Source organism: Kutzneria viridogrisea DSM 43870 (assembly GCF_000525635.1).
In the GTDB taxonomy this organism is placed as follows: Bacteria; Actinomycetota; Actinomycetes; order Mycobacteriales; family Pseudonocardiaceae; genus Kutzneria; species Kutzneria viridogrisea.
In genome coordinates, this window is the sequence record NZ_CP007155.1 from 9,526,994 (window position 1) to 9,547,227 (window position 20,234).

23 protein-coding genes are annotated in these 20,234 nt (G+C 70.6%); 15 read left to right on the forward strand and 8 right to left on the reverse strand.

All coding sequences use genetic code 11. From position 1 onward, the window contains the following. Positions 1–8 precede the first annotated feature (8 nt). From pstA to KALB_RS41865, 5 genes are all read right to left on the reverse strand, one after another. Positions 9–920 (reverse strand): phosphate ABC transporter permease PstA, encoded by a 912-nt coding sequence (gene pstA / locus KALB_RS41845; RefSeq protein ID WP_025361650.1) that lies wholly within the window; start codon positions 918–920, stop codon positions 9–11. Further along, positions 917–1,879 carry a phosphate ABC transporter permease subunit PstC gene (gene pstC, locus KALB_RS41850; protein ID WP_025361651.1) on the reverse strand — a complete coding sequence of 321 codons (963 nt, stop codon included), beginning with the start codon at positions 1,877–1,879 and terminating at the stop codon, positions 917–919. The genes pstA and pstC overlap by 4 nt, the downstream gene beginning before the upstream one ends. A 183-nt stretch (positions 1,880–2,062) precedes the next feature. Next, positions 2,063–3,199, reverse strand: coding sequence for a phosphate ABC transporter substrate-binding protein PstS (pstS, locus tag KALB_RS41855; RefSeq protein ID WP_025361652.1), 1,137 nt, complete (start codon positions 3,197–3,199; stop codon positions 2,063–2,065). Between the two features lie 216 nt (positions 3,200–3,415). After that, positions 3,416–4,288: a mycothiol synthase gene (mshD, locus tag KALB_RS41860; RefSeq protein WP_030111400.1), complete on the reverse strand. Its 873-nt coding sequence runs from the start codon at positions 4,286–4,288 to the stop codon at positions 3,416–3,418. Positions 4,289–4,410: 122 nt separating this feature from the next. Next, positions 4,411–5,184: a winged helix-turn-helix transcriptional regulator gene (locus KALB_RS41865; protein ID WP_025361654.1), complete on the reverse strand. Its 774-nt coding sequence runs from the start codon at positions 5,182–5,184 to the stop codon at positions 4,411–4,413. Between the two features lie 384 nt (positions 5,185–5,568). On the opposite strand from KALB_RS41865, the gene KALB_RS41870 reads away from it, so the two are divergent. The 10 genes from KALB_RS41870 to KALB_RS41910 all read left to right on the forward strand — a co-directional run bounded on the left by KALB_RS41870 (position 5,569) and on the right by KALB_RS41910 (position 13,750). Beyond that, entirely contained in the window at positions 5,569–6,435 is an 867-nt protein-coding gene (locus KALB_RS41870; RefSeq protein ID WP_025361655.1) for an LmeA family phospholipid-binding protein, read from the forward strand. Further along, positions 6,432–6,848, forward strand: coding sequence for a TlpA family protein disulfide reductase (locus tag KALB_RS41875; RefSeq protein ID WP_025361656.1), 417 nt, complete (start codon positions 6,432–6,434; stop codon positions 6,846–6,848). Before KALB_RS41870 ends, KALB_RS41875 begins: the two co-directional genes overlap by 4 nt. Positions 6,849–6,932: 84 nt before the next feature. Beyond that, positions 6,933–7,007 carry a putative leader peptide gene (locus tag KALB_RS50380; protein WP_420811844.1) on the forward strand — a complete coding sequence of 25 codons (75 nt, stop codon included), beginning with the start codon at positions 6,933–6,935 and terminating at the stop codon, positions 7,005–7,007. Between the two features lie 105 nt (positions 7,008–7,112). Next, positions 7,113–7,541, forward strand: coding sequence for a DUF4395 domain-containing protein (locus KALB_RS41880; RefSeq protein WP_025361657.1), 429 nt, complete (start codon positions 7,113–7,115; stop codon positions 7,539–7,541). Between the two features lie 44 nt (positions 7,542–7,585). Continuing rightward, entirely contained in the window at positions 7,586–8,428 is an 843-nt protein-coding gene (locus KALB_RS41885) for a sulfurtransferase (protein WP_025361658.1), read from the forward strand. A 1-nt stretch (position 8,429) separates the two neighbouring features. Then, on the forward strand, positions 8,430–8,735 hold the full coding sequence (locus tag KALB_RS41890; RefSeq protein WP_025361659.1) for a DUF1416 domain-containing protein: 306 nt from the start codon (positions 8,430–8,432) through the stop codon (positions 8,733–8,735). 209 nt (positions 8,736–8,944) lie between these two features. Next, entirely contained in the window at positions 8,945–9,607 is a 663-nt protein-coding gene (locus tag KALB_RS41895; RefSeq protein ID WP_025361660.1) for a heme-binding beta-barrel domain-containing protein, read from the forward strand. Between the two features lie 3 nt (positions 9,608–9,610). Then, a complete protein-coding gene (pxpB, locus tag KALB_RS41900) occupies positions 9,611–10,222 on the forward strand; it encodes a 5-oxoprolinase subunit PxpB (RefSeq protein ID WP_025361661.1) in 612 nt (203 codons plus the stop codon). Continuing rightward, positions 10,219–11,094 (forward strand): 5-oxoprolinase subunit C family protein, encoded by an 876-nt coding sequence (locus KALB_RS41905; RefSeq protein WP_025361662.1) that lies wholly within the window; start codon positions 10,219–10,221, stop codon positions 11,092–11,094. Before pxpB ends, KALB_RS41905 begins: the two co-directional genes overlap by 4 nt. 79 nt (positions 11,095–11,173) lie before the next feature. Further along, positions 11,174–13,750 (forward strand): glycosyl hydrolase family 18 protein, encoded by a 2,577-nt coding sequence (locus tag KALB_RS41910; RefSeq protein WP_025361663.1) that lies wholly within the window; start codon positions 11,174–11,176, stop codon positions 13,748–13,750. A 40-nt stretch (positions 13,751–13,790) separates the two neighbouring features. On the opposite strand, the gene KALB_RS41915 is transcribed toward KALB_RS41910, so the two are convergent. Beyond that, positions 13,791–14,633: an aminodeoxychorismate lyase gene (locus tag KALB_RS41915; RefSeq protein ID WP_025361664.1), complete on the reverse strand. Its 843-nt coding sequence runs from the start codon at positions 14,631–14,633 to the stop codon at positions 13,791–13,793. Between the two features lie 103 nt (positions 14,634–14,736). Here KALB_RS41915 and KALB_RS41920 point away from each other — a divergent pair, with 103 nt between their 5' ends. The 4 genes from KALB_RS41920 to KALB_RS41935 all read left to right on the forward strand — a co-directional run bounded on the left by KALB_RS41920 (position 14,737) and on the right by KALB_RS41935 (position 17,838). Further along, positions 14,737–15,123 (forward strand): Fur family transcriptional regulator, encoded by a 387-nt coding sequence (locus KALB_RS41920; protein WP_042221395.1) that lies wholly within the window; start codon positions 14,737–14,739, stop codon positions 15,121–15,123. Then, positions 15,120–16,163, forward strand: a complete 1,044-nt coding sequence (gene ygfZ, locus KALB_RS41925; protein WP_025361666.1) for a CAF17-like 4Fe-4S cluster assembly/insertion protein YgfZ — start codon at positions 15,120–15,122, stop codon at positions 16,161–16,163. The genes KALB_RS41920 and ygfZ overlap by 4 nt, the downstream gene beginning before the upstream one ends. 183 nt (positions 16,164–16,346) lie before the next feature. Next, positions 16,347–17,201, forward strand: a complete 855-nt coding sequence (locus KALB_RS41930; protein ID WP_025361667.1) for a beta-keto acid cleavage family enzyme — start codon at positions 16,347–16,349, stop codon at positions 17,199–17,201. A 52-nt stretch (positions 17,202–17,253) separates the two neighbouring features. Beyond that, a complete protein-coding gene (locus tag KALB_RS41935) occupies positions 17,254–17,838 on the forward strand; it encodes an RsiG family protein (RefSeq protein ID WP_025361668.1) in 585 nt (194 codons plus the stop codon). On the opposite strand, the gene KALB_RS41940 is transcribed toward KALB_RS41935, so the two are convergent. Next, positions 17,835–18,713: a DUF8083 family protein gene (locus tag KALB_RS41940; RefSeq protein WP_025361669.1), complete on the reverse strand. Its 879-nt coding sequence runs from the start codon at positions 18,711–18,713 to the stop codon at positions 17,835–17,837. The genes KALB_RS41935 and KALB_RS41940 overlap by 4 nt on opposite strands. Before the next feature lie 184 nt (positions 18,714–18,897). On the opposite strand from KALB_RS41940, the gene KALB_RS41945 reads away from it, so the two are divergent. Beyond that, positions 18,898–19,086: a DUF3073 domain-containing protein gene (locus KALB_RS41945; RefSeq protein ID WP_025361670.1), complete on the forward strand. Its 189-nt coding sequence runs from the start codon at positions 18,898–18,900 to the stop codon at positions 19,084–19,086. A 68-nt stretch (positions 19,087–19,154) separates the two neighbouring features. Here the strand turns inward: KALB_RS41945 and KALB_RS41950 are convergent, their stop codons facing one another. Further along, a complete protein-coding gene (locus KALB_RS41950; RefSeq protein ID WP_025361671.1) occupies positions 19,155–20,219 on the reverse strand; it encodes an NADH:flavin oxidoreductase/NADH oxidase in 1,065 nt (354 codons plus the stop codon). Positions 20,220–20,234 lie beyond the last annotated feature (15 nt).

Here is a 20,234-nt window from a genome sequence, read left to right on the forward strand (position 1 = left end):
GCGTTAGCTCACTTCGTCTTGATGGCCGAGAACCGCGAAACGACGGTGGCCACGAGGTTGAACAGCATGATCAGGATGATCAGGGTCAGCGCGGCGCCCCAGACCCGCAGCTGACCTGCGGGCAGCGGGTTGGTCAGCTCGGTGTAGATCAACAGCGGCAGCGAGGTCATGTTGCCGTCGAAGATGTTGAAGTTGATCGACTTCGAGTAGCCGACCAGCACCAGCACCGGGGCCGTCTCACCCATCACGCGGGCCATCGCCAGCATCACGCCGGTGACCACGCCGGACAGCGCGGTCGGCAGCACGATCTTGACGATGGTCTTCCACTTGGGCACACCCAGCGCGTAGCTGGCCTCGCGCAGCTCCTGGGGCACCAGGCGCAGCATCTCCTCGGTGGAGCGGACCACGACCGGCAGCATCAGCAGCACCAGGGACAGTGACACGGCGAACGCGCTCTGGCCGAGGCCGAAGGTGCCGATCCACAGCGCGAACACGAACAGCGCGGCCACGATCGAGGGCACACCGGAGAGGATGTCCACCATGAACGTGGTCGTCCTGGCCAGCCTGCCACGGCCGTACTCGACCAGGTAGATCGCGGCGAGCACGCCCACCGGCACCGCGATGAGCGCGCAGACCAGCGTCTGCAACAGGGTGCCGATGATCGCGTGGTAGACGCCGCCGGTGAACTCCTCGGGCAGCACGCCCTTGAGCGAGTGGGTCCACCAGTCGGCGCTGAGCAGCGCCGTGAAGCCCTTGGCGACAACCGTGATCAGCAGCCACACCAGCGGCACGACCGCGACCAGGAAGGCCAGGCCGACCAGGACGGTCGCCACCAGGTTCTTGGTCTTGCGGGCCCCGCTGACGGGCTGGAAGGCCGGCGGGCTGGCCGGCCGGTCCAGCGTGGACTCGGTGGTGGTCACTTGTGCACCTTCCCGCCTGCCACCGAGCGGGCGGCCGCGTTGACGATGAACGTCAGCACGAACAGCACGAGGCCGGCGGCGATGTAGGCACCGGTCGGCAGCGGCTGGCTGAACTCCGAGGCCGCCGAGGCGATCTTGGAGGCGAACGTGTAGCCGCCGTCGAACAGGCTGAACCCGGACGGCTTGGGGGAGGCGTGCAGGATGATCAGCACGGCCACGGTCTCACCGAGCGCGCGGCCAAGGCCGAGCATCGAGGCCGCGATGTAGCCGCTGCGGCCGAAGGGCAGCACGGTGGTGCGGAGCATCTCCCACTTGGTGGCGCCCAGGGCCAGCGCACCCTCGATCTGCATGACCGGGGTCTGCCGGAACACCTCCCTGGTGACCGAGGTGATGATCGGCAGCAGCATGACGGCCAGCACCACGCCGACGGTGAAGATCGTGCCCGCACCGGCGAGCGGGATGTTGCCGTTGGCGAACAGCGGGAACCAGCCGAAGACCTTGTTCAGCCAGGTCTCGAAGGGTTCCAGTGTCGGGCCGAGCACCTGGGCGCCCCAGAGGCCGAACACGATGGAGGGCACCGCCGCGAGCAGGTCGACGATGTAGGCGAAGGGTCTGCTCAGGCGAGCAGGGGCGTAATGGGTCAGGAACAGGGCGATACCCAGGGCGATGGGCATGGCGATGACCAGCGCCACCAGGGAGCTGAGCACGGTGACCACGAACAGGTCGCGGATGCCGAACTTCAGGTTGGTCGGGTCGGTGGTGATGAAGTCGGGGCTGAACAGGAAGTTGGCCTTGTCGGCAACGAGCGAAGGCACTGCCTTGATCAGCAGGAAGATCCCGATCAGGCCGATCGCGATGACGATCGCGAGGCCGGATCCCGTGGTGAGCGCGCGGAAGATGGAGTCACCGGGGCGGCGAACGCCCGCCCGGCCTCCCGATTGACCACTGTCCTCGGTCATGGCACCAATCATGCGGCTACCGCCCTGCTCGTCCAGGTTTCCTGGACGAGCAGGGCGGGTCGCCGTCGCTCGAGGGTCGTCGCTCAACGCCGCGCCTCGCTGACGCTCGGCGCAGCGCTTCGCGCGGGCACTGTCACTGTGCCCATTGATTCGCTCGCAAGCTCGCTCATCGGTGTCAGCGGGTCAGCTGATGGCCTTGACCGCAGCCGACAGCTTGTCCTTCAGCTTGCTGGGCAGCGGCACGTAGCCGTTGGCGTCCAGGCCGGTCTGCCCGTCGTTGATCGCCACCGTCAGGAACGCCTTGACGGCCTTGCCGGTGTCGGCGTCGCTGTACTTGGAGCAGACGACCTCGTAGGTGGCCAGCACGATCGGGTAGGCGCCGGCGACCTTGGAGCCGTGGATGGAGCTCAGGTCCAGGGCCAGGTCGTTGCCGGACTCGTTCTTGAACTTGGCCGCGTCGATGGCCTTGCCCACGGTCTCCGCGCTGACCTTCACCGGGGTGCCGCCCTCGGTGGTGGCGATGCTCGCGGTGGCCAGCTTCGAGTTGAGTGCGAAGGACCACTCGACGTAGGCGATGCCGCCCGAGGTCTGCTTGAGGATGGTGGCCACGCCGTCGTTCTTGCTGCCACCGGAACCCACGCCACCGGCGAAGACCTTGCCAGCACCCTTGGTCCACGCGCCGCCGCCGGCCGCGGTCAGGTACTGCTGGAAGTTGTCCGTGGTGCCCGACTCGTCGGAGCGGTAGACCACGGCGATCTTCAGGTCCGGCAGCGAGGCGCTGGGGTTCAGCTTCTTGATCGCGGCGTCGTTCCAGTTGGTGATCTGGCCGCTGAAGATCTTGGCCAGGGTCGGGCCGTCCAGGGCCAGCTCGCTGACGCCGGGGATGTTGTAGGTGATGGCGATGGGGCCGAACACCGTGGGCAGGTTCCAGGCCGGGTTGCCGTCGCAGCGGGTCTTGGCCTTGTCGACCTCGCCCTTGCTGGCCGACAGGGCCGAGTCGGAACCGGCGAAGTCGGTCTGCTTGGCGAGGAACTCGTTGATGCCCGCGCCGGAGCCGTTGCCGGTGTAGTCCAGGTTGTAGCCGTCGCACTCGGCGTTGTACTTCGAGACGAAGCGGCTCATCGCGTTGGCCTGGGCGGTGGAGCCGCTGGACTTCAGCGACTTCTTGCCGCCGCAGTCCGGCTTGGCGCCCGCGGCCGTGGTCGTCGAGCCGCCCGTGGAACCGCCTGACTGGGTGTTGTTGTCGCTACCGCAGGCGGTGAGCAGGAGAGCACCTGCCGCCACGATGCCGAGCGCAGCGCCGTGCCGCTTCATCTTCACCGGATCCTCCGTTTGGAGACTCGACTGCTTGCACGGCGGGGCTCGCCGCTCGATTGCAGACAGTAGGCAAGGAGGGTGGACAGGCGGCCGTATGGAGATGAACGGGAGGTGAACAAGACACACGAAGTGACGACGAATACCCCGTCAGAGTGATGTTCGTAGCCTTTGCTTGGCCATCTAGATGACGGATCGTGACGCTGCGCAGCGTAACGCTCGCTATCGAGCGTACTGCACGTCCGCGTCCCACAAACCGAAACCGAGCTTCGTGTACACCGCCACCGCGGGGGTGTTGTCGGACTCAACGTAGAGCATCACCCGGCGCAGCCCGGCCTCGCGCAGGTGGTGCAGGCCGACCAGGGTGAGCGCCTTGCCCAGGCCCCCGCCCTGCGCGTCGGGGTCCACCCCGACCACGTAGACCTCGCCGAGCGGCTCGCGCTCGCGGTGCACCTTCGTCCAGTGGAAGCCGAGCACCCTGTCCTCGGCGTCCACCGCGAGGAAGAAGCCCGCCGGGTCGAACCAGGGCTCGGCCTCGGTGCGCTCCAGGTCGGCCACGGTCAGCGCGCCCTGCTCGGGGTGCCAGGAGAACGCGCGCCGGTTGACCTCGATCACCGCGGCCTCGTCCGCCCCGGGCACGAAGGTGCGCACGGTCACCCCGGGCCGCCAGACCGGTTCGGGCAGCTGGCCGACCTCCCAGCGCATCCGCAGCAGCTCGCGCACCCGCTCGAAGCCGTGGCTGGCCGCCAGCGCGGCGGCACCCGGATGGTCGCCGTGCGCCCAGACCCGCAGCTTGGCGTCACCGACCCGGTCGAGCAGGGCCCGCACCATGGCCGAGCCGAGCCCGCGCTGCCGTGCGGCCGGGTGCACCACCAGCTCCGCCACCTGGTTGCCGAAGGAGTCGCCCGCGGTGTCCAGGTGCAGGTAGCCCACGGTGCGTCCGGACTCGGTCGCCACCAGGTGCGGGCCGGGGCCGGTCAGGAAGGAGGGCAGACCGCCCGCTCCCTCTCTGCCGTCGGCCAGCCGGGCTGCCTCGAACACCCCGAAGACCTCGTCCACGTCCAGCGCCGTCAGCCGCTCGTCCTGCCACCGCATGTCCACCACAGTCACGACGCTAGCGGCCCCCCGATCCATTCCGCAGCGCCTCAGATGCCATGAAAGTGCCGTTCCTGGCGTTGAACGCCAGGAACGGCACTTTCATGGCACAGCGAACCGGGTTAGCGGAAGTGCTTGGCCATCTCGCGGACGAAGGCGTCGGCGTCGGTGGTGTCGGTGGACTCGGGGGCGTCCTGGCCCAGCTCGGAGCGGCGGGCGCCGGGGCGGGCCGGGCGCACGAACTTGTAGCCGACGTTGCGCACGGTGCCGATCATCAGCTCGTGCTCGGGGCCGAGCTTGGCGCGCAGCCGCCGCACGTGCACGTCCACGGTGCGGGTGCCGCCGAAGAAGTCGTAGCCCCACACCTCCTGGAGCAGCTGGGCGCGGGTGAACACGCGGCCCGCGTGCTGGGCGAGGTACTTGAGCAGCTCGAACTCCTTGTAGGTCAGTTCGAGCGGGCGGCCGCGCAGGCGGGCGGTGTAGGTGGCCTCGTCGATGACCAGCTCGCCGAGCTGGAGCGCACCGCCGTTGCCGCGCTGGTCGGTGCCGCGGCGCGAGCTGACCAGCCGCAGCCGGGCGTCCACCTCGGCGGGGCCGGCGGTGGGCAGCAGGATCTCGTCCACGCCCCACTCGGCGGTGACCGCGACCAGCCCACCCTCGGTGACGATGGCGACCACTGGGACCTCGCCCCCGCTGCTGGCGAGCAGCCTGCACAGGGAGCGGGCACCGGCCAGGTCGCCGCGCGCGTCGACCAGCACCGCGTCGTGCGGACCGGCCTCCAGCAGCGCCGACACCTCCGGCGCCAGCGGGCGCACGGCGTGCGGGAGCAGGGACAGCGCCGGCAGCACCGACGTCGGATCGGGATCAGCCGTCAACAGCAGCAGATCAACACCCATGGGCCGTGCCGCCTCCTCTCGCGCCGCGGCCAGGCCACGGACAGGGGAGATGTGCGCACTCGTGCGCTGCGGCCCGGCCCCGTTGCCTGCGGATGTCGGTGACGATACCCCCGGTGACCTGCGATGGCCCCGACGGAAACGTCAGCGTCACACGAATTAACACGGACGCCGCGGAAAGTGCCGTGTTCAGTGGTCTGGCTCTCATCTCACCGCCGTTCGCGGGCCGTTCACCTGCTGTCCAGCCGAACATGACGGCCAGGGCACCGGAACCTCACCGCCGTGGTCCGGGCCGCACCCGGTTTACCGGACCGACTCGTGCGGTCACCCCGGGTCAGATCGGCGGGGGCGGTGCGGGCCCGTGGCCGGATCGGGCATCCTGGCGGCATGACCACCACCAAGCCCAAGCGTCGACGGGGACTGCGCATCACGGTCGCCGTGGCGATCGTGTTGGTCGGCCTGCTGGTGGCGACCGACTTCGTGTTCGCCGCGATCGGTGAGTACCAGGTGTCCAAGAAGATGCGCGCCGAGCTGACCCTGGCCGACGACCCCTCGGTGACCATCCACGGCTTCCCCTTCGTGCTCCAGGCGATGCGCGGGGACTACGAGGACATCGAGGTGGGCGCCAGCGGCATCCCCATCGGCACCATGCGCGACCTCCAGGTCAGCGCGCACCTCTACGACGTGAAGGTGCCGTTGTCCGAACTGGTCTCCGGCTCGGCGCACTCGGTGGTCATCGACCGGGTGGAGGGTTCGGTGCGGATCAGCGCGGCGGACGTGAACCGGGCCTTCAACTCCACCGAGGTCGGCCAGGTGCTCAACATCTCCAACCTGACGATCGTGCCCACCCCGGCGGACACCCTGGTCGACCCGGGGGCCGAGCCGGGCGCGCAGGCCGGGGAGAAGCCCACGCCCACCCCCAACCAGACCACCACCGGCGTGAAGATGGCCTTCTTCGTCAACTTCGCGGGCAAGCAGGTCAAGGTCAGCATGTACGGGGTGCTCACGCTCAACGGCACGACGATCCAGGTCCAGCCGACCAAGCTGGAATTGGCGGACGGGGTCGCGTCGTTGAAGCTGCCGGAGATCCTCCAGCAGCAGGTGACCGGCGCCCTGTCCAAGCAGCTGGACCTGGGCAAGGCGCTGCCCTTCACGGTGACGCCGACCAGGGTGACGGTGGAGAACAACGTGTTCATCGTGACCGGCCGGGCCACCAACGTGCAGCTGGGCAGCGGGAGGAGCGGGTTGGGATGACCGGGGTCTGGGTGCTGGTCGGCGTGCTGGCCGTGTCCGTGGTGCTGGGGTTCGCCCTGCGCGCACGCGAGGGCCGGGTCAGGACCGGCACCGCGCTGGCCGCCCTGCCCGCGCAGGTCCGCGAGCTGATCGACCCCGGGTCGGCGGTCACCCTGGTGCAGCTGTCGACCACGTTCTGCGCCCCGTGCCGGCACACCCGGGTGCTGCTGGCCGACCTGGCCGAGCGCACCGAGGGCCTGCGCCACCGCGAGCTGGACCTGACCGACCTGCCCGAGGTGGCCGCCCAGCTGAAGGTGCTGCGCACGCCGACCACCCTGGCGCTGGGCGCCGACGGGGCGGAGTTGCTGCGGGTCGGCGGGGTGCCCAAGCGCGAGGTCCTGGCCGAGGCGTTGCGCCCACATCTACCTGCTTGAACGGTGCAGACCACTGCCGCGCCGTTCGTCCCATCAGGTGGACGACCCTCCCAGGTGGAGGGAGCAGCAGGTACCCTCGCCAGCGTGAACAAGCTGCTGACCAAGCGACGCGCGGTGGACCTCTGCCGCGTGGACAGCAGCCTGTGTCGGACCACCTGACCGGGCGGTAGCCCGAGGTCGGCCCGAGTTCCCTCGGCCAACGCCTCCGCACCGCCTGCGAGCTGGACTCCCTTGTGTGCAAGGTCCCAGGTCAGGAGGTCGCAGATGTCCACTACCCAGATCGACCCCCGAGGTCCGCGCTTCGGCGCCTGGATCACCACGGTGGTGCTGGCAGTCACCCTGGTCACCGGCTGGTGGCCGTTGCTGGCACTGCAGACCCTCGTGTTCGCGATCGGCGCGTTCCTCGGTCTGCAGCACGCCCCGTACGGGCTGCTCTACCGGCGCCTGGTCGCGCCGCGCCTGAAGCCGACCGCTGAGCGCGAGGACGCGGCCCCGCCGCAGTTCGCGCAGGGCGTCGGCTTCGTCTTCGCACTGGTCGGCACCCTCGGCTACCTCGCGGGGCTGCCCGTGCTCGGCATCGTGGCCACCGCGCTCGCGCTGGTCGCCGCCTTCCTCAACGCCGCGTTCGGGTTCTGCCTCGGCTGCGAGGTCTACCTGCTCATCCGCCGGTTCGCGCCTGCCGCCGGCAAGTAGAAGTCCACTGTAGACAGAGAGATACGGGAACGGGAGCCGCTGGAATGAGTCGCGACAACGTGCTGGTGTCGGCCGAGTGGGCCGAGCAGAACCTCACCACGCCCGGTGTGGTGTTCGTGGAGGTGGACGAGGACACCAGCGCCTACGAGGGCGGGCACATCCCCGGCGCGGTGCGCGTCGACTGGAAGACCGAGCTGCAGGACCAGGTCCGCCGCGACTTCGTGGACCGCGCGGGCTTCGAGAAGCTGCTGTCCGCCAAGGGCATCGCCAACTCGGACCGGGTCGTGCTCTACGGCGGCAACAACAACTGGTTCGCCGCATACGCGTACTGGTACTTCAAGCTGTACGGCCACCAGGACGTGCAGCTGCTCGACGGCGGCCGCAAGAAGTGGGAGCTCGACGGGCGCCCGCTGACCAAGGACGTGGACGAGCGCGAGGCCACCACCTACACCGCGCAGGAGCAGGACCTGAGCATCAGGGCCTTCCGCGACGAGGTGGTCGACGCGATCAACACCAAGAACCTGGTGGACGTGCGCTCCCCCGACGAGTTCAGCGGCAAGCTGCTCGCCCCGGCGCACCTGCCGCAGGAGCAGGCCCAGCGGCCCGGCCACATCCCCAGCGCGATCAACGTGCCGTGGAGCAAGGCGGCCAACGAGGACGGCACCTTCCGCTCCAACGAGGAGCTGACCCAGATCTACGGGGACGCGGGCCTGGACGGGTCCAAGTCCACCATCGCCTACTGCCGCATCGGAGAGCGCTCCTCGCACACCTGGTTCGTGCTGCGTGAGCTGCTCGGGCACGGCGACGTGAAGAACTACGACGGTTCGTGGACCGAGTACGGCTCGCTGGTCGGCGTGCCGGTCGAGCTCGGCACTGGAAAGGACTGACATGACTGGATGCGGAGCCCCCGCGCAGACCGCCACGCTGCCCGCGAACGTGGACGCGGGTCGTGAGGTCGTGCTGACCGGTACCGTGCTCTCCGGCGGCGAGCCCGTCGGCGGCGCCTACGTGCGGCTGCTGGACTCCTCCGGGGAGTTCACCGCCGAGGTCGTCTCCTCCGAAGGCGGCGACTTCCGGTTCTTCGCCGCCCCGGGCACCTGGACCGTGCGCGCGCTGCACCGCAGCGGCAACGGCGAGACCGTGGTGAGCCCGGAGGGCCCCGGCCTGCACTCGCTGCAGATCTCGGTGGCCTGAGCCACACGCGACACCCGAGGGCCCCGGTGACGAGCACGTCACCGGGGCCCTCGTCGTGATACCGGTGACGCCGGGGCGCCGACACCGACCAGGGCGGATATCCTGCTGGGCGTGGAACTCTTCTTCTCGGCCCTGATGGTGCTGGTCAGCGTGGCCATCGTCTGGTTCACGGTGTACGTGCTGTACCGCCTGTACTCCGACCAGCGCTGATGACTGACTCCCACCACGCTGACTCCCCCGGCGAGCAGCAGCCCGTGCGCGGCACCGGGGACGCGGCGATCGCGGCCGCGGCGGCCCGCGCCGAGTCCACGCGCGACCGCAACCTGCCCCAGTTCGAGGACCTGCCGATCCCCGGGGACACGGCGAACCTGCGGCTGGGCCCGAACCTGCACGACGCCTGCCTGGCCCTGCTGCCGCTGATCGGCGTGTGGCGCGGGGAGGGCGAGATCGTCTACCCGACGATCGACGGCCCGTTCCGGTTCGGCCAGCAGGTCACCTTCGCGCACGACGGACGCCCGTTCGTGCACTACGAGGCGCGGTCCTGGCTGCTGGACGAGGACGGGGCGGTGATCCGGCCCGCCGCACGGGAGACCGGGTTCTGGCGCCCGCAGGCCGACGACACCATCGAGGTGCTGCTGACGCACTCCTCCGGGGTCGTGGAGATCTTCTACGGCAGGCCGCGCACCCAGACCTCCTGGGAGCTGGGCACCGACATCGTGATGCGCACCGCCACGGCCAAGGAGGTCACCGCCGCGCAGCGCCTGTACGGGCTGGTCAACGACGGGGACCTGGCCTACGTGGAGGAGCGGGCGATGGAGGGCCAGCCGCTGCAGCCGCACGTCTCGGCCCACCTGCGGCGCGTCGTCGGCTGACGGGTGCGCCTGCTGCGCTGCGGCCAGGACTCGCTCCTGGTGGAGCTGGACTCGCTGGAGCAGGTGGGCGCCCTGCACGCCGCGCTGGTCGCCGCGCGGCTACCGGACCTCATGGAGCTGGTGCCCGCCGCACGCACCGTGCTGGTCAGCGCCCGCCCCGGGTCCACGGGGCTGGCCGCGGCGCGCGCCGTGATCGAGTCCGCCGACCTGAGCAGGCCGCCGGACCGCTCGCCGCGGACCATCCGGCTGCCGATCCGCTACGACGGGCCGGACCTGGACCTGGTCGCCGAGACCGCGGGGCTGACCGTGGACGAGGTGGTCGAGCTGCACAGCGGGGCCGAGTACACCGTGGCGTTCTGCGGGTTCGCCCCCGGTTTCGGCTACCTGACCGGCCTGCCCGAGCCGCTGCGCCAGCCTCGCCTGGCGCGCCCGCGCGAACGGGTGCCCGCCGGTTCGGTCGGCGTCGCGGGCGAGTTCACCGGCGCCTACCCGCGCGCCTCCCCCGGCGGCTGGCGGTTGATCGGCCGCACCACCGCCATCCTGTTCGACCCGCGCCGCACCGAGCCCGCGCTGCTGGCACCCGGGGACCTCGTCCACTTCGAGGTGGCCCGGTGAGCAGGAGCTGCACGATCGTTCGCACAGGTCCGCAGGCACTGGTCCAGGACCGCGGTCGCCCCGGCCACGCCCACCTCGGCGTGCCGCCCTCCGGCGCGCTGGACCAGCCCGCACTGGCCCTGGCCAACCGGCTCGTGGGCAACGAGGAGTCGGCGGCGGGCATCGAGGCGCTGCTCGGCGGTCTTGTGCTGCGCGCCGACTGCTCCTGCACCGTGGCCGTCACCGGACCGGCCGTGCCGGTGACCGTTGACGGTCATCGCGTGGACTCGCACACCCCGGTGCACCTCGGCGCGGGCCAGGTGCTGGCGCTGGGCAGCCCGCAGGGCGGGATCCGCTGCTACGTGGCGCTGTCCGGCGGCGTGGACGTGCCCGAGCACCTGGGCAGCCGGTCCACCGACGTGCTCTCCGGCATCGGCCCGAACCCGTTGCGCGCCAACGACTCGCTGGCACTCGGTGCGCCCGCGGGCCTGCCCAGCGGGGTGGACGTGCTCGCGGCCTCGGCCCTGCCCGGCGAGCTGGTCGTACCGCTGCTGCTGGGCCCGCGCGAGGACTGGTTCGACGCCGACTCGCTCGCCCGGCTCAACGGCGCTCGCTGGACCGTGTCCGAACGGAGCAACCGGATCGGCCTGCGCCTGGAGGGTGAGCCGCTGCGCCGTGTGCCCGCACGCGAGGGGCTCGAACTGCCCAGCGAGGGTGTGGTCACCGGGGCCGTGCAGGTACCCGCGAACGGCCTGCCGGTGCTGTTCCTGGCCGATCACCCGGTGACCGGCGGCTACCCCGTTGTCGGTGTGGTGGCGCCGAATTCGCTGCCCCGGCTGGGGCAGGCCGGCCCCGGCGCGGTGCTCCGGTTCGGCACCGCCCAAATGGTCTAGACCCATTGACGCTGTGGTCTAGGCCACTTAAGTTCGGACTGCTACGGCCGCCTCCCGTCATCCTGCAGGCAGGAGCACCATGCACCGACAACGTCTGTTCGGCGTGATCGCCGCACTGCTACTCCCGGCCGGTCTGCTCGTCGCGCTCGCGCCGACCGCCGCGGCGACACCCGGCCTCACCGCCACCTTCACCGCCACCGCGGGCGGCGGCAAGTTCGTCATCGCCAACTCGGGGGCCACCGCGGTCAACGGCTGGGCGCTGGCCTTCGACCTGCCCAGCGGGGTCGTCATCGGCAACGCGCAGAACGGCACGGTCAGCCAGAGCGGCACGCACGTGACCGCGAACCCGGCCTTCTACAACACCTCCGTGCCCGCGAACGGGTCCACCGAGCCCTACAGCCTGACGTTCACGCTCAGTGGCGCCGCACAGCCGGTGAACTGCACGCTCAACGGCGCCAACTGCGACGGGACCGGTGGCGGCACACCGCCGACCTCCGCCGCGACCGTCACCGCCGTCTACTCCCAGTCCGGCTCCACCGGCAAGTACGTGGTCGCCAACAACGGGGACGCCGACCTGAAGACCTGGTCCATCGCCTTCGACGTGCCCAGCGGCACCACGGTGGGCAACGCCCAGAACGGCACCGTGACGCAGACCGGCACGCACGTGGTGGCCAATCCCGCCTACTACAACGCAGTCGTCAAGGCGCACGGCACAACCGAGCCGTACAGTCTGACGTTCACCTTGTCCGGCAACGGATCCCCGGCCAACTGCCGGGTCAACGACGCCAAGTGCGACGGCAGCGCGGACGCGCCGCCCTCCGCACCCACCAACGCCCGCGCCACGGTGAAGACCACCAAGTCCGTGACGCTCGCCTGGAATGCCGCCACTCCCGGCGATCTCCCCGTCGCGGGCTATGAGGTCTACAACGGCACGGCACTGGCCACGAGCACGACCTCAACCAGCGCAACGGTTTCCGGTCTGACGCCGAAGACCGCGTACACGTTCACCGTGAAGGCCAAGGACACGCACGGCACCGCCTCGGCGGCCAGCGCTCCCGTCCAGGTCACCACGAACGATCCCGGGGAGGACACGCAGCCGCCGACCGCGCCGTCGAACCTGGCCGTGAAGGGCACCGACTCGACCAGCGTGTCGCTGACCTGGTCCGCGTCCACCGACAACACCGGGGTCGTCGCCTACGACGTGTACACCGGCACGGCACTGGCCACCACCGTCACCGGCACGGCGGCCACGGTGACCGGGCTGAGCCCCTCCACCCAGTACAGCTTCACCGTGCGGGCGCGGGACGGCTACGACAACACCTCGGCCGCCAGCAGCGCGGTCACCGCCACCACCGCCGACGTGATCGGCAACGGCTACGCCAAGATCGGCTACTTCGTGCAGTGGGGCATCTACGGCAGGCAGTACTTCGTGAAGAACCTGGTGGACACCGGGGCCGCGGGCAAGCTGACGCACCTGTTGTACGCCTTCGAGAACATCGACCCGGTGAACCTGACCTGCCTGTCCGGGGTCACCAAGGGCACCACGTCCGACCCCGAGGACCCGAACCAGGGCGACGGGGCCGGGGACGCCGATGCGGACTACGGCAGGCCGATGAGCGCGGCCCAGTCGGTGGACGGGGTGGCCGACGACGGCTGGGCCCCGCTGCGCGGCAACCTCAACCAGGTCAAGAAGCTGAAGGCGAAGTACCCGAACCTGAAGGTGCTGGTCTCGCTGGGCGGCTGGACGTACTCGAAGTACTTCTCCGACGTGGCGGCCACCGACGCCTCGCGCAAGAAGTTCGTCAGCTCCTGCATCGACACGTGGATCAAGGGCAACCTGCCGGTGACCGGCGGTGCGGGCGGCGCCGGTGTGGCCGCGGGCATCTTCGACGGCATCGACGTGGACTGGGAGTGGCCCGGGGACGCCAACGGGCATCCCGGCAACCACCACAGCGCGAACGACAAGGCGAACCTGACCGCGCTGCTCGCGGAGTTCCGCAGCCAGCTCGACGCGCTCGGCGGCGGCAAGCGCTACCAGCTGACCGCGTTCACCCCGGCCGACCCGACGAAGATCGGTGAGGGCTGGGACCTGCCGCAGACCGCGAAGTCCCTGGACATCTTCAACGTGCAGGGTTATGACTTCCACGGTTCCGGCAGTGACAACTCCTGGGAACCGAACCGGACCGGTGACCAGGCCAACCTGTACCCGGCGAGCAATGACCCGTACCCGTTCCACTTCAGCGTGGACGGGGCGGTGCAGGCATATCTGGGTGCGGGGGTGAATCCGCGCAAGATAACCGTGGGCATCCCGTTCTACGGTCGCGGCTGGCAGAGCGTGACCGATGGCGGGGCGCACGGGGAGTGGCAGGCGGCCAAGGGTGCGGCGCCGGGGCAGTTCGCCGAGGAGGCGGGCACACGCGGTTACAGCAACCTGTTGTCGGCACTACCGGGAATGACCGTTTACCACAACGAACAGGCGGTGGCCACCTACGGTTACACCGGGGCCGACGGCCAGTGGTGGTCCTTCGACGACGCCTGGGCGATCGGCAAGAAGATGGCCTACATCAAGAGCAAGGGGCTGCTCGGCGCGATGATCTGGGAGATGTCCGGTGACACCGGCACCCTGATGACCGCCGTGGACAGCGGTTTGAAGTAGCTGGTGGCGGGGAGGGCCGAACCGCCCTCCCCGCACCCGCTCAGTACTCCGACTCGTACAGCGCGGTCAGCTCGGCGTGCAGTGCGCTGAAGTCGCCCAGCTGCTGGCCGTCGAGGCTGTTCACCCGGGTGATCGCGCGCACGCTGGACACCAGGAACACCCCGTCGTTGTCGGTGAGGTCCGAGGTCCGCACCGGCTCCACCTTGATCGACCAGCCGGACCGCTCGGCGGCGCGGAACAGCGCGGCCTGGGTGGTGCCGGGCAGGATGCCGATGTTGGCGGGCGGGGTGATCAGGGTGCGCCCGCGCACCAGGATCACCGTGGAGGTGGGCCCCTCCAGCACCGTGCCGTCGGAGGCCGTGAAGATCACCTCGTCGGCGCCGAGCTTGGCCGCGTGCCGCAGGGCGGCCATGTTGACCGCGTAGGACAGGGACTTCGAGCCCAGCAGCAGCCAGGGCGCGCGCTCGGCCAGCCCCGGGTCGATGCCGCGCTCCAGGGTGACCGCCGAGATGCCCTGCTCGCGCTGGCGCAGGACCTTCTCCCCGATGGGCAGTCCCATGGCGAAGGCCGTTGGTGTGCCGTCCCCGTACTCCGCGCCCCTGGTCAGCACCAGCTTGAGCGCCATCTGCCTGTCGCCGGTCCAGTTGTTGATCACCGCGTCCACGCAGCGCTCCCAGCCCGAGCGGTCCGGCTCGGGCAGTTCGAGCATGGCCGCCGAGCGGGCGAGCCGGTCCAGGTGCGGGCCGAGTTCCCTCGGCCGCCCGTCGACCACGAGCACGGTTTCGAACACGCCGTCACCGCGGAGCAGCCCGAGGTCGTCCACCCGCACCAGCGGGGTCTCAGGATCAACGGTGGTTCCATCCAACAGGGCCAGCACGCGCATGTGACCGAGCCTACTCACACCGCAGCGGCCTACCATCCAAGGTGTGGAGACCGTGAGCCCGCAGCAGGCCGCACGACTTCGTCGCACCTTGCACGAGCGTGGGATGCGCATGACACCGCAGCGCCAACTGGTGCTGGACGCGGTGCGCGAGCTGGAGCACGCGACCCCCGAACAGATCTGCCAGCAGGTGCAGCGCACCGCGCCGACGGTCAACATCACCACCGTCTACCGGACCCTGGAGCTGCTGGAGAAGCTGAGCCTGGTTCGTCACACCCACCTCGGGCATGGCGCGCCCACCTATTCCGTTGACGAGCATGAGCACGTGCACCTGGTCTGCCACCGCTGCGGCCGGGTGAACGAGGTGCCGTGCTCGCTGCTGGACGGGTTGTCGGCCCGGCTGTCCGCCGACACCGGGTTCCGGTTGGACGCCAGTCACCTGGCCCTGTCCGGTACCTGCCAGGTGTGCGTGAACGAAGAGGAGAACCTGTGACTTCCCAGCGTCCCGGTGCCGTCGCCGCCCCGGAGGGCTCGCCCGACGCCGGGGTCCCGTGGCACTACGGGGACCCGTTCTCCGAGCAGCGCACCGCCGTGCGCTCGGTGGCCGTGGTGGACCGCTCGCACCGCGAGGTCATCGCCGTGCCCGGCGCGGACCGGCTGACCTGGCTGCACTCGCTGACCAGCCAGCACCTGACCGCGCTGCCCGACGGGGCCAGCACCGAGGCGCTGGTCCTCGACGTGCAGGGCCGGGTGGAGCACCACGCCGTGCTCACCGACCTGGACGGCACCACCTGGCTGGACGTGGAGCCCGGCACCGCTGGGCCGCTGCTGGCCTACCTCCGGTCGATGGTCTTCTGGTCGAAGGTCGAACCCCGCGACGCCACCGCCGAGCTCGCCGTGCTCTCGGTCATCGGCCCCGACACCGCCCGCCTCGTGCCCGAGACCGGCGCCCTGCCCGGCGGCGGCTTCGTGCGCCCCATGCCCTACCCCGGGGTTGACCTGCTGGTCCCCCGCGCCGAGCTGGACGCCTGGTGGGAGCGGCTGACCTCCGCCGGTGCGCGCCCCGCCGGGAGCTGGGCCTTCGAGGCGCTGCGGGCCGAGCGCCTGCGGCCCCGGCTCGGGGTGGACACCGACGAGCGCACGATCCCGCACGAGGTGAACTGGATCGGCACCGCCGTGCACCTGGACAAGGGCTGCTACCGGGGCCAGGAGACCGTGGCCAAGGTGCACAACGTGGGCCGCCCGCCGCGCCGCATGCTGCTGCTGCACCTGGACGGCTCGCTCGACGCCCTGCCGGACACCGGCGACCCCGTGCTGCTGGACGGCCGCGTGGTCGGCCGGGTCGGCACCGCCGCGCGGCACCACGAGCTCGGCCCCATCGCGCTCGCCCTGGTCAAGCGGTCCGTCCCGGTGGACGCCCAGCTGATCGCCGGCGCCGAGGACCGGGCCGTGCCCGCCGCCGTGGACCCCGACTCCGTGCCGCCGGACACGCCGGGCCTGGGCCGCGAAGCCGCCCGCAACCTGGGGCGCTAGTAGTCACGAAAAGACAATCCCCCGCCACTCCCAGGGGGGCGACCCCGAGTCCAGTCTACCGCCCCACCCCGACACCCGATCTTGCTCAAGATCCGCATGTGGACAACTCGACACCTGTGGACAAACGTTTGCGCGCAGAGTTCCGGGGTCCGCCCCAACCGGGCCTGTGCCAGGATCAGCGGCATGTCAGCGTCGACACCCCGCCCCGGTTCGCACGGCACCATCGTCACGGTGGCGCCCACCGGGGCCGAGCACGCCAAGGCGGACGTGCCCAACCTGCCGGTGACCCTGGACGAGCTGGTCAGCACCGCGAAGGACTGCGAGCGCGTGGGCGCGGCGATGATCCACGTGCACATCCGGGGCGAGGACACGAAGCCGAGCCTGGACCTGGGCAGGCTCAAGGACACCGTGGCGGCCCTGCGCGCGGAGACCAACCTGGTCGTGCAGCTGTCCAGCGGCGGGGCGGTGACCGATCCCGAGGAGCACCGGCTGCGCGTGCTGGAGGCCATGCCGGACTCGGCCTCCTGCACGATGGGCACGGTCAACTTCGGCGACGACGTGTTCATGAACCGCTGGGAGTTCGTGGTCGAACTGCACAAGCGGATGCGGGAACGCGGCATCGTGCCCGAGTACGAGATCTTCGACCTGGGCCAGCTCACCTCCCTGCACCGGCTGCTGGACAAGCACGGCCTGCCCGCTGGCGGGCACGTGCACGTGGACCTGGTCATGGGCGTGCCGGGCGGCATGGCGGGCGACACCGAGACCCTCGCGGCGGCCCTGCGACTGATCCCGGAGGGCGCCACCTTCTCCGCGACCGGGGTCGGCCGCTCCTCCATACCGGTGATGTTGGCTTCGCTCTCGGCGGGCGGTCACCTGCGCGTCGGCATGGAGGACACCATCTCCTACGCACGGGGTGAGCGGGTCAAGGACAACGCCCAACTCGTGGCCAGGGCCAGCGGACTGGCCAGGATCGCCCAGCGGCCGCCGCTGTCCCCGGACGAGGTGCGCAAGCTGATCGGAGTGCAACAGTCCGGTTGAAACGAGTGCTCAGGTGTTGGCGCATGACGGTGATGTGCTTCAGGATGTCGGTGTGATCGAGGTCCGTCCTGGCGGGCGGCGGCGCATCGACCGAGTTCTCGCTCCGGACTACACCGCCGGTATCGAAGAGCTCGCACTCGATGGGGTACGCGCGCTGCGCGATGAAGCAGCGCAGGAGGAAACCGACCTTTCCTACCTGCGGCGGTTGCTGCACGCCCGGATCGACATCGTGAAGGCCGAGCAGCAGCGCAGGGTCGAGGGCGGTTCCGCCGCGCCCGTGGTGGAGCGGCTGGCCGCGATCCTCGCGGAGAACGCGGTGGGCCCGGCGACCGGGCTGGGCCGCTACCAGACCCTGGAGCCCTCCAGAGCCGAGGCGCACCGCAGGCACGTGGAGGCGCTGGTCTCCGACGTGGACCTGTCCGACGTCAGCTCGCTCAGCGACGAGAAGCTGGACCAGGCCAGGCAGGCGTTCGTCGCGGAGGAGGCCTCGGTCTCGGCCCGCCGCCGCGAGGTGCAGGACGTGGTGGACCGGATCAACGGGGAGATCGCCGGGCGCTACCAGCGCGGCAGCGCCTCGGTGGACGAGCTGCTGGCCGCCCAGCGCGCCCCACGCGGCGACGGGGCGCTGGAGCCCTAGCCGTACCGCTCGTGCGCGGCCAGTTCGCCCCAGAACTCCCTCAGCTGCTCGTAGCGCAGGGCCACCTCCTCGGTGTCGCCCTGCTCCAGGGCGTCCACGATGGCCTGCACGTCGACCGCTGAGCTGTCCTCCAGCAGCTGTTCGTCGTCGAGCAGCTGCACCAGCCCGCCGTAGTCCAGTTCGACGGCCGAGTGCGGGTGGAAGTGCTCCAGCCAGCGCCCGGTGTCCCTGAGAACCCTGGCGGGCCCGTTCTCGCCGAGCGCCTCCCTGACCACCGTGTGCGCCCTGGCCACCCTGCGGCGCGCGTCGGCCATCGCGACCCGCCACGCCACCTGCCGCTCCGCGTCCTCGCGCGGGGCCAGCACCACGTGCCGGTGGTCGGCGTCGACCAGGGCGAACCAGGGCAGCGGGATGGTCCACGTGGTCGACACCACGTGCACGGCGCTCGCGCCCACCTCGGCCATGACCGAGTTGGCCCGTGCCTTGGCCGTGTCGGCGGGCATCCCCAGCGCGGCCGCCCTGAGCACGCCCGAGGAGGTGCTCAGGAAGCCCGCCAGGGCTGCGGCCGAGCGGGCCCGCAGGTCCAGCGGGCAGACGAGCGGCCCGGGCCCCGCGGAGGCCGCCGGGCCGGTGGGCACCTCGGCGGGGTCCAGCACGAGCAGGTCCAACGGGGCCGTCTCGACCGGTTCGCAGGGCAGCAGTCCCGCCGGACGGGACAACTGTGATCGCAACCACAGTTCTCGCTCACGGTCGCCGGCGGCCGAGCGGGCCAGCGGCCCGTTGTCCAGGGCAGCGCGCATCCGGACGGCCAACTCAGCGTCGAACGCCGACAACGGTTCGTACACGCGGAGGTAGGCGACGAACGGACGAGGCACCCCGAGATCCTGTCACGAGCCTGGTCGGCGGGGTCGGCCCGGAGGGTGTCGCGTCCTCCACACCGAGCCGCGTCGCATCGAACCCCGTCGACACGGTACGGTAGTTACCAGGAACCAGTTGTCGTGACGAGTGGGGCCGCCGATTCCCCCGGCCGCCCCCGTCCCTGTGCGAGGGGGTCGAGCCATGGGGCGCGGCCGGGCGAAGGCCAAGCAAACGAAGGTGGCCCGAGAGCTCAAGTACAGCACCCACAACACCGACTTCGACGCACTGCAGCGCGAGCTGTCCGGCGGCGATCAGTCGGTCGTGGGCAAGCAGAACGATGAGCCCTCGGATGATCCTTACGACGACGAGTACGACGACTACCGTCGTTGACAACCGAAACGCCCAGGGGTGGGGACGCGGATGACCGCGGTCCCACCCCTGAACGCGTCCGCACGGCGTCAGTACGCCCTGCGGTACTGGTCGGGAACCGGTGCCTCGGCACCGAGCCTGCCGGCCGCGTGCAGCGGCCAGTACGGGTCCCGCAGCAGCTCCCTCGCGAGCAGCACCAGGTCCGCTGAGCCACTGGCGAGCACCTGCTCGGCCTGCTCCGGTTCGGTGATCATGCCAACGGCGCCGGTGGGCACCTCGGCCTTGCGCCGCACGGTGTCGGCCAGCGGCACCTGGTAGCCGGGGCCGACCGGGATCGGTGCCCTGGCGGTGACGCCACCCGAGGACACGTCGATCAGATCGGCCCCCGCAGCACTCAGGCGCGTGGCCAGCTCGACGCTGTCCTCGACCGTCCAGCCGCCGTCCAGCCAGTCGGTGCCCGAGATGCGGACCAGGACCGGGACGTCCTCACCCACCGCGGCCCGCACGGCCTCGGTGACCTCGACCGCGAACCGCATCCTGTTCTCCAGGCTGCCGCCGTACTCGTCGGTCCGGTGGTTGGTCAGCGGAGACAGGAACTCGTGCAGCAGGTAGCCGTGGGCCGCGTGCACCTCGACCAGTCGGAAGCCCGCGCGCACGGCCCGTGCCGCCGCCTCGGCGAAGGCGTCCACGACCTCGCGGATGCCCTCCTGGTCCAGCGCCCGCGGGACGCGGAACTCCGGGGTGAAGGGCGTGTCGCCGACCCCGACCGGGGTCCAGCCGCCCTGCTCGTCCGGCACGCCGCCATGCCGGCCGTCGAAGGGCCGGTGCGAGGAGGCCTTGAACCCGGCGTGTGCCAGCTGGATGCCCGGCACGGCGCCCTGCTCCTCGATGAACCTCGTGATGGGCCGCCACGCCCGCTCGTGCTCGTCCGACCAGATGCCCGCGTCGTTCGGCGAGATCCGGCCGTGCGCCTGCACCGCGGAGGCCTCGGCGATGACCAGGCCCGCCCCGCCCACGGCACGTGACCCCAGGTGCACCAGGTGCCAGTCGGTCGGCACGCCGTCCATGGCGCTGTACTGGCACATCGGGCTCACCGCGATCCTGTTGCGCAAGGTGACCGCTCGCAGTGTCAACGGACTGAACAGCTCGCTCATGACAGGTGCAAGGCC

Excerpts from the sequence above, each read along its gene's own strand:
- pstC (WP_025361651.1), bottom strand. The coding sequence starts at position 1,879 with ATGACCGAGGACAGTGGTCAATCGGGAGGCCGGGCGGGCGTTCGCCGC.
- mshD (WP_030111400.1), bottom strand. The coding sequence starts at position 4,288 with ATGCGGTGGCAGGACGAGCGGCTGACGGCGCTGGACGTGGACGAGGTC.
- KALB_RS41865 (WP_025361654.1), bottom strand. The coding sequence starts at position 5,184 with ATGGGTGTTGATCTGCTGCTGTTGACGGCTGATCCCGATCCGACGTCG.
- KALB_RS41870 (WP_025361655.1), top strand. The coding sequence starts at position 5,569 with ATGACCACCACCAAGCCCAAGCGTCGACGGGGACTGCGCATCACGGTC.
- KALB_RS41875 (WP_025361656.1), top strand. The coding sequence starts at position 6,432 with ATGACCGGGGTCTGGGTGCTGGTCGGCGTGCTGGCCGTGTCCGTGGTG.
- KALB_RS41880 (WP_025361657.1), top strand. The coding sequence starts at position 7,113 with ATGTCCACTACCCAGATCGACCCCCGAGGTCCGCGCTTCGGCGCCTGG.
- KALB_RS41885 (WP_025361658.1), top strand. The coding sequence starts at position 7,586 with ATGAGTCGCGACAACGTGCTGGTGTCGGCCGAGTGGGCCGAGCAGAAC.
- KALB_RS41890 (WP_025361659.1), top strand. The coding sequence starts at position 8,430 with ATGACTGGATGCGGAGCCCCCGCGCAGACCGCCACGCTGCCCGCGAAC.
- KALB_RS41895 (WP_025361660.1), top strand. The coding sequence starts at position 8,945 with ATGACTGACTCCCACCACGCTGACTCCCCCGGCGAGCAGCAGCCCGTG.
- KALB_RS41910 (WP_025361663.1), top strand. The coding sequence starts at position 11,174 with ATGCACCGACAACGTCTGTTCGGCGTGATCGCCGCACTGCTACTCCCG.
- KALB_RS41915 (WP_025361664.1), bottom strand. The coding sequence starts at position 14,633 with ATGCGCGTGCTGGCCCTGTTGGATGGAACCACCGTTGATCCTGAGACC.
- KALB_RS41920 (WP_042221395.1), top strand. The coding sequence starts at position 14,737 with ATGCGCATGACACCGCAGCGCCAACTGGTGCTGGACGCGGTGCGCGAG.
- KALB_RS41930 (WP_025361667.1), top strand. The coding sequence starts at position 16,347 with ATGTCAGCGTCGACACCCCGCCCCGGTTCGCACGGCACCATCGTCACG.
- KALB_RS41945 (WP_025361670.1), top strand. The coding sequence starts at position 18,898 with ATGGGGCGCGGCCGGGCGAAGGCCAAGCAAACGAAGGTGGCCCGAGAG.
- KALB_RS41950 (WP_025361671.1), bottom strand. The coding sequence starts at position 20,219 with ATGAGCGAGCTGTTCAGTCCGTTGACACTGCGAGCGGTCACCTTGCGC.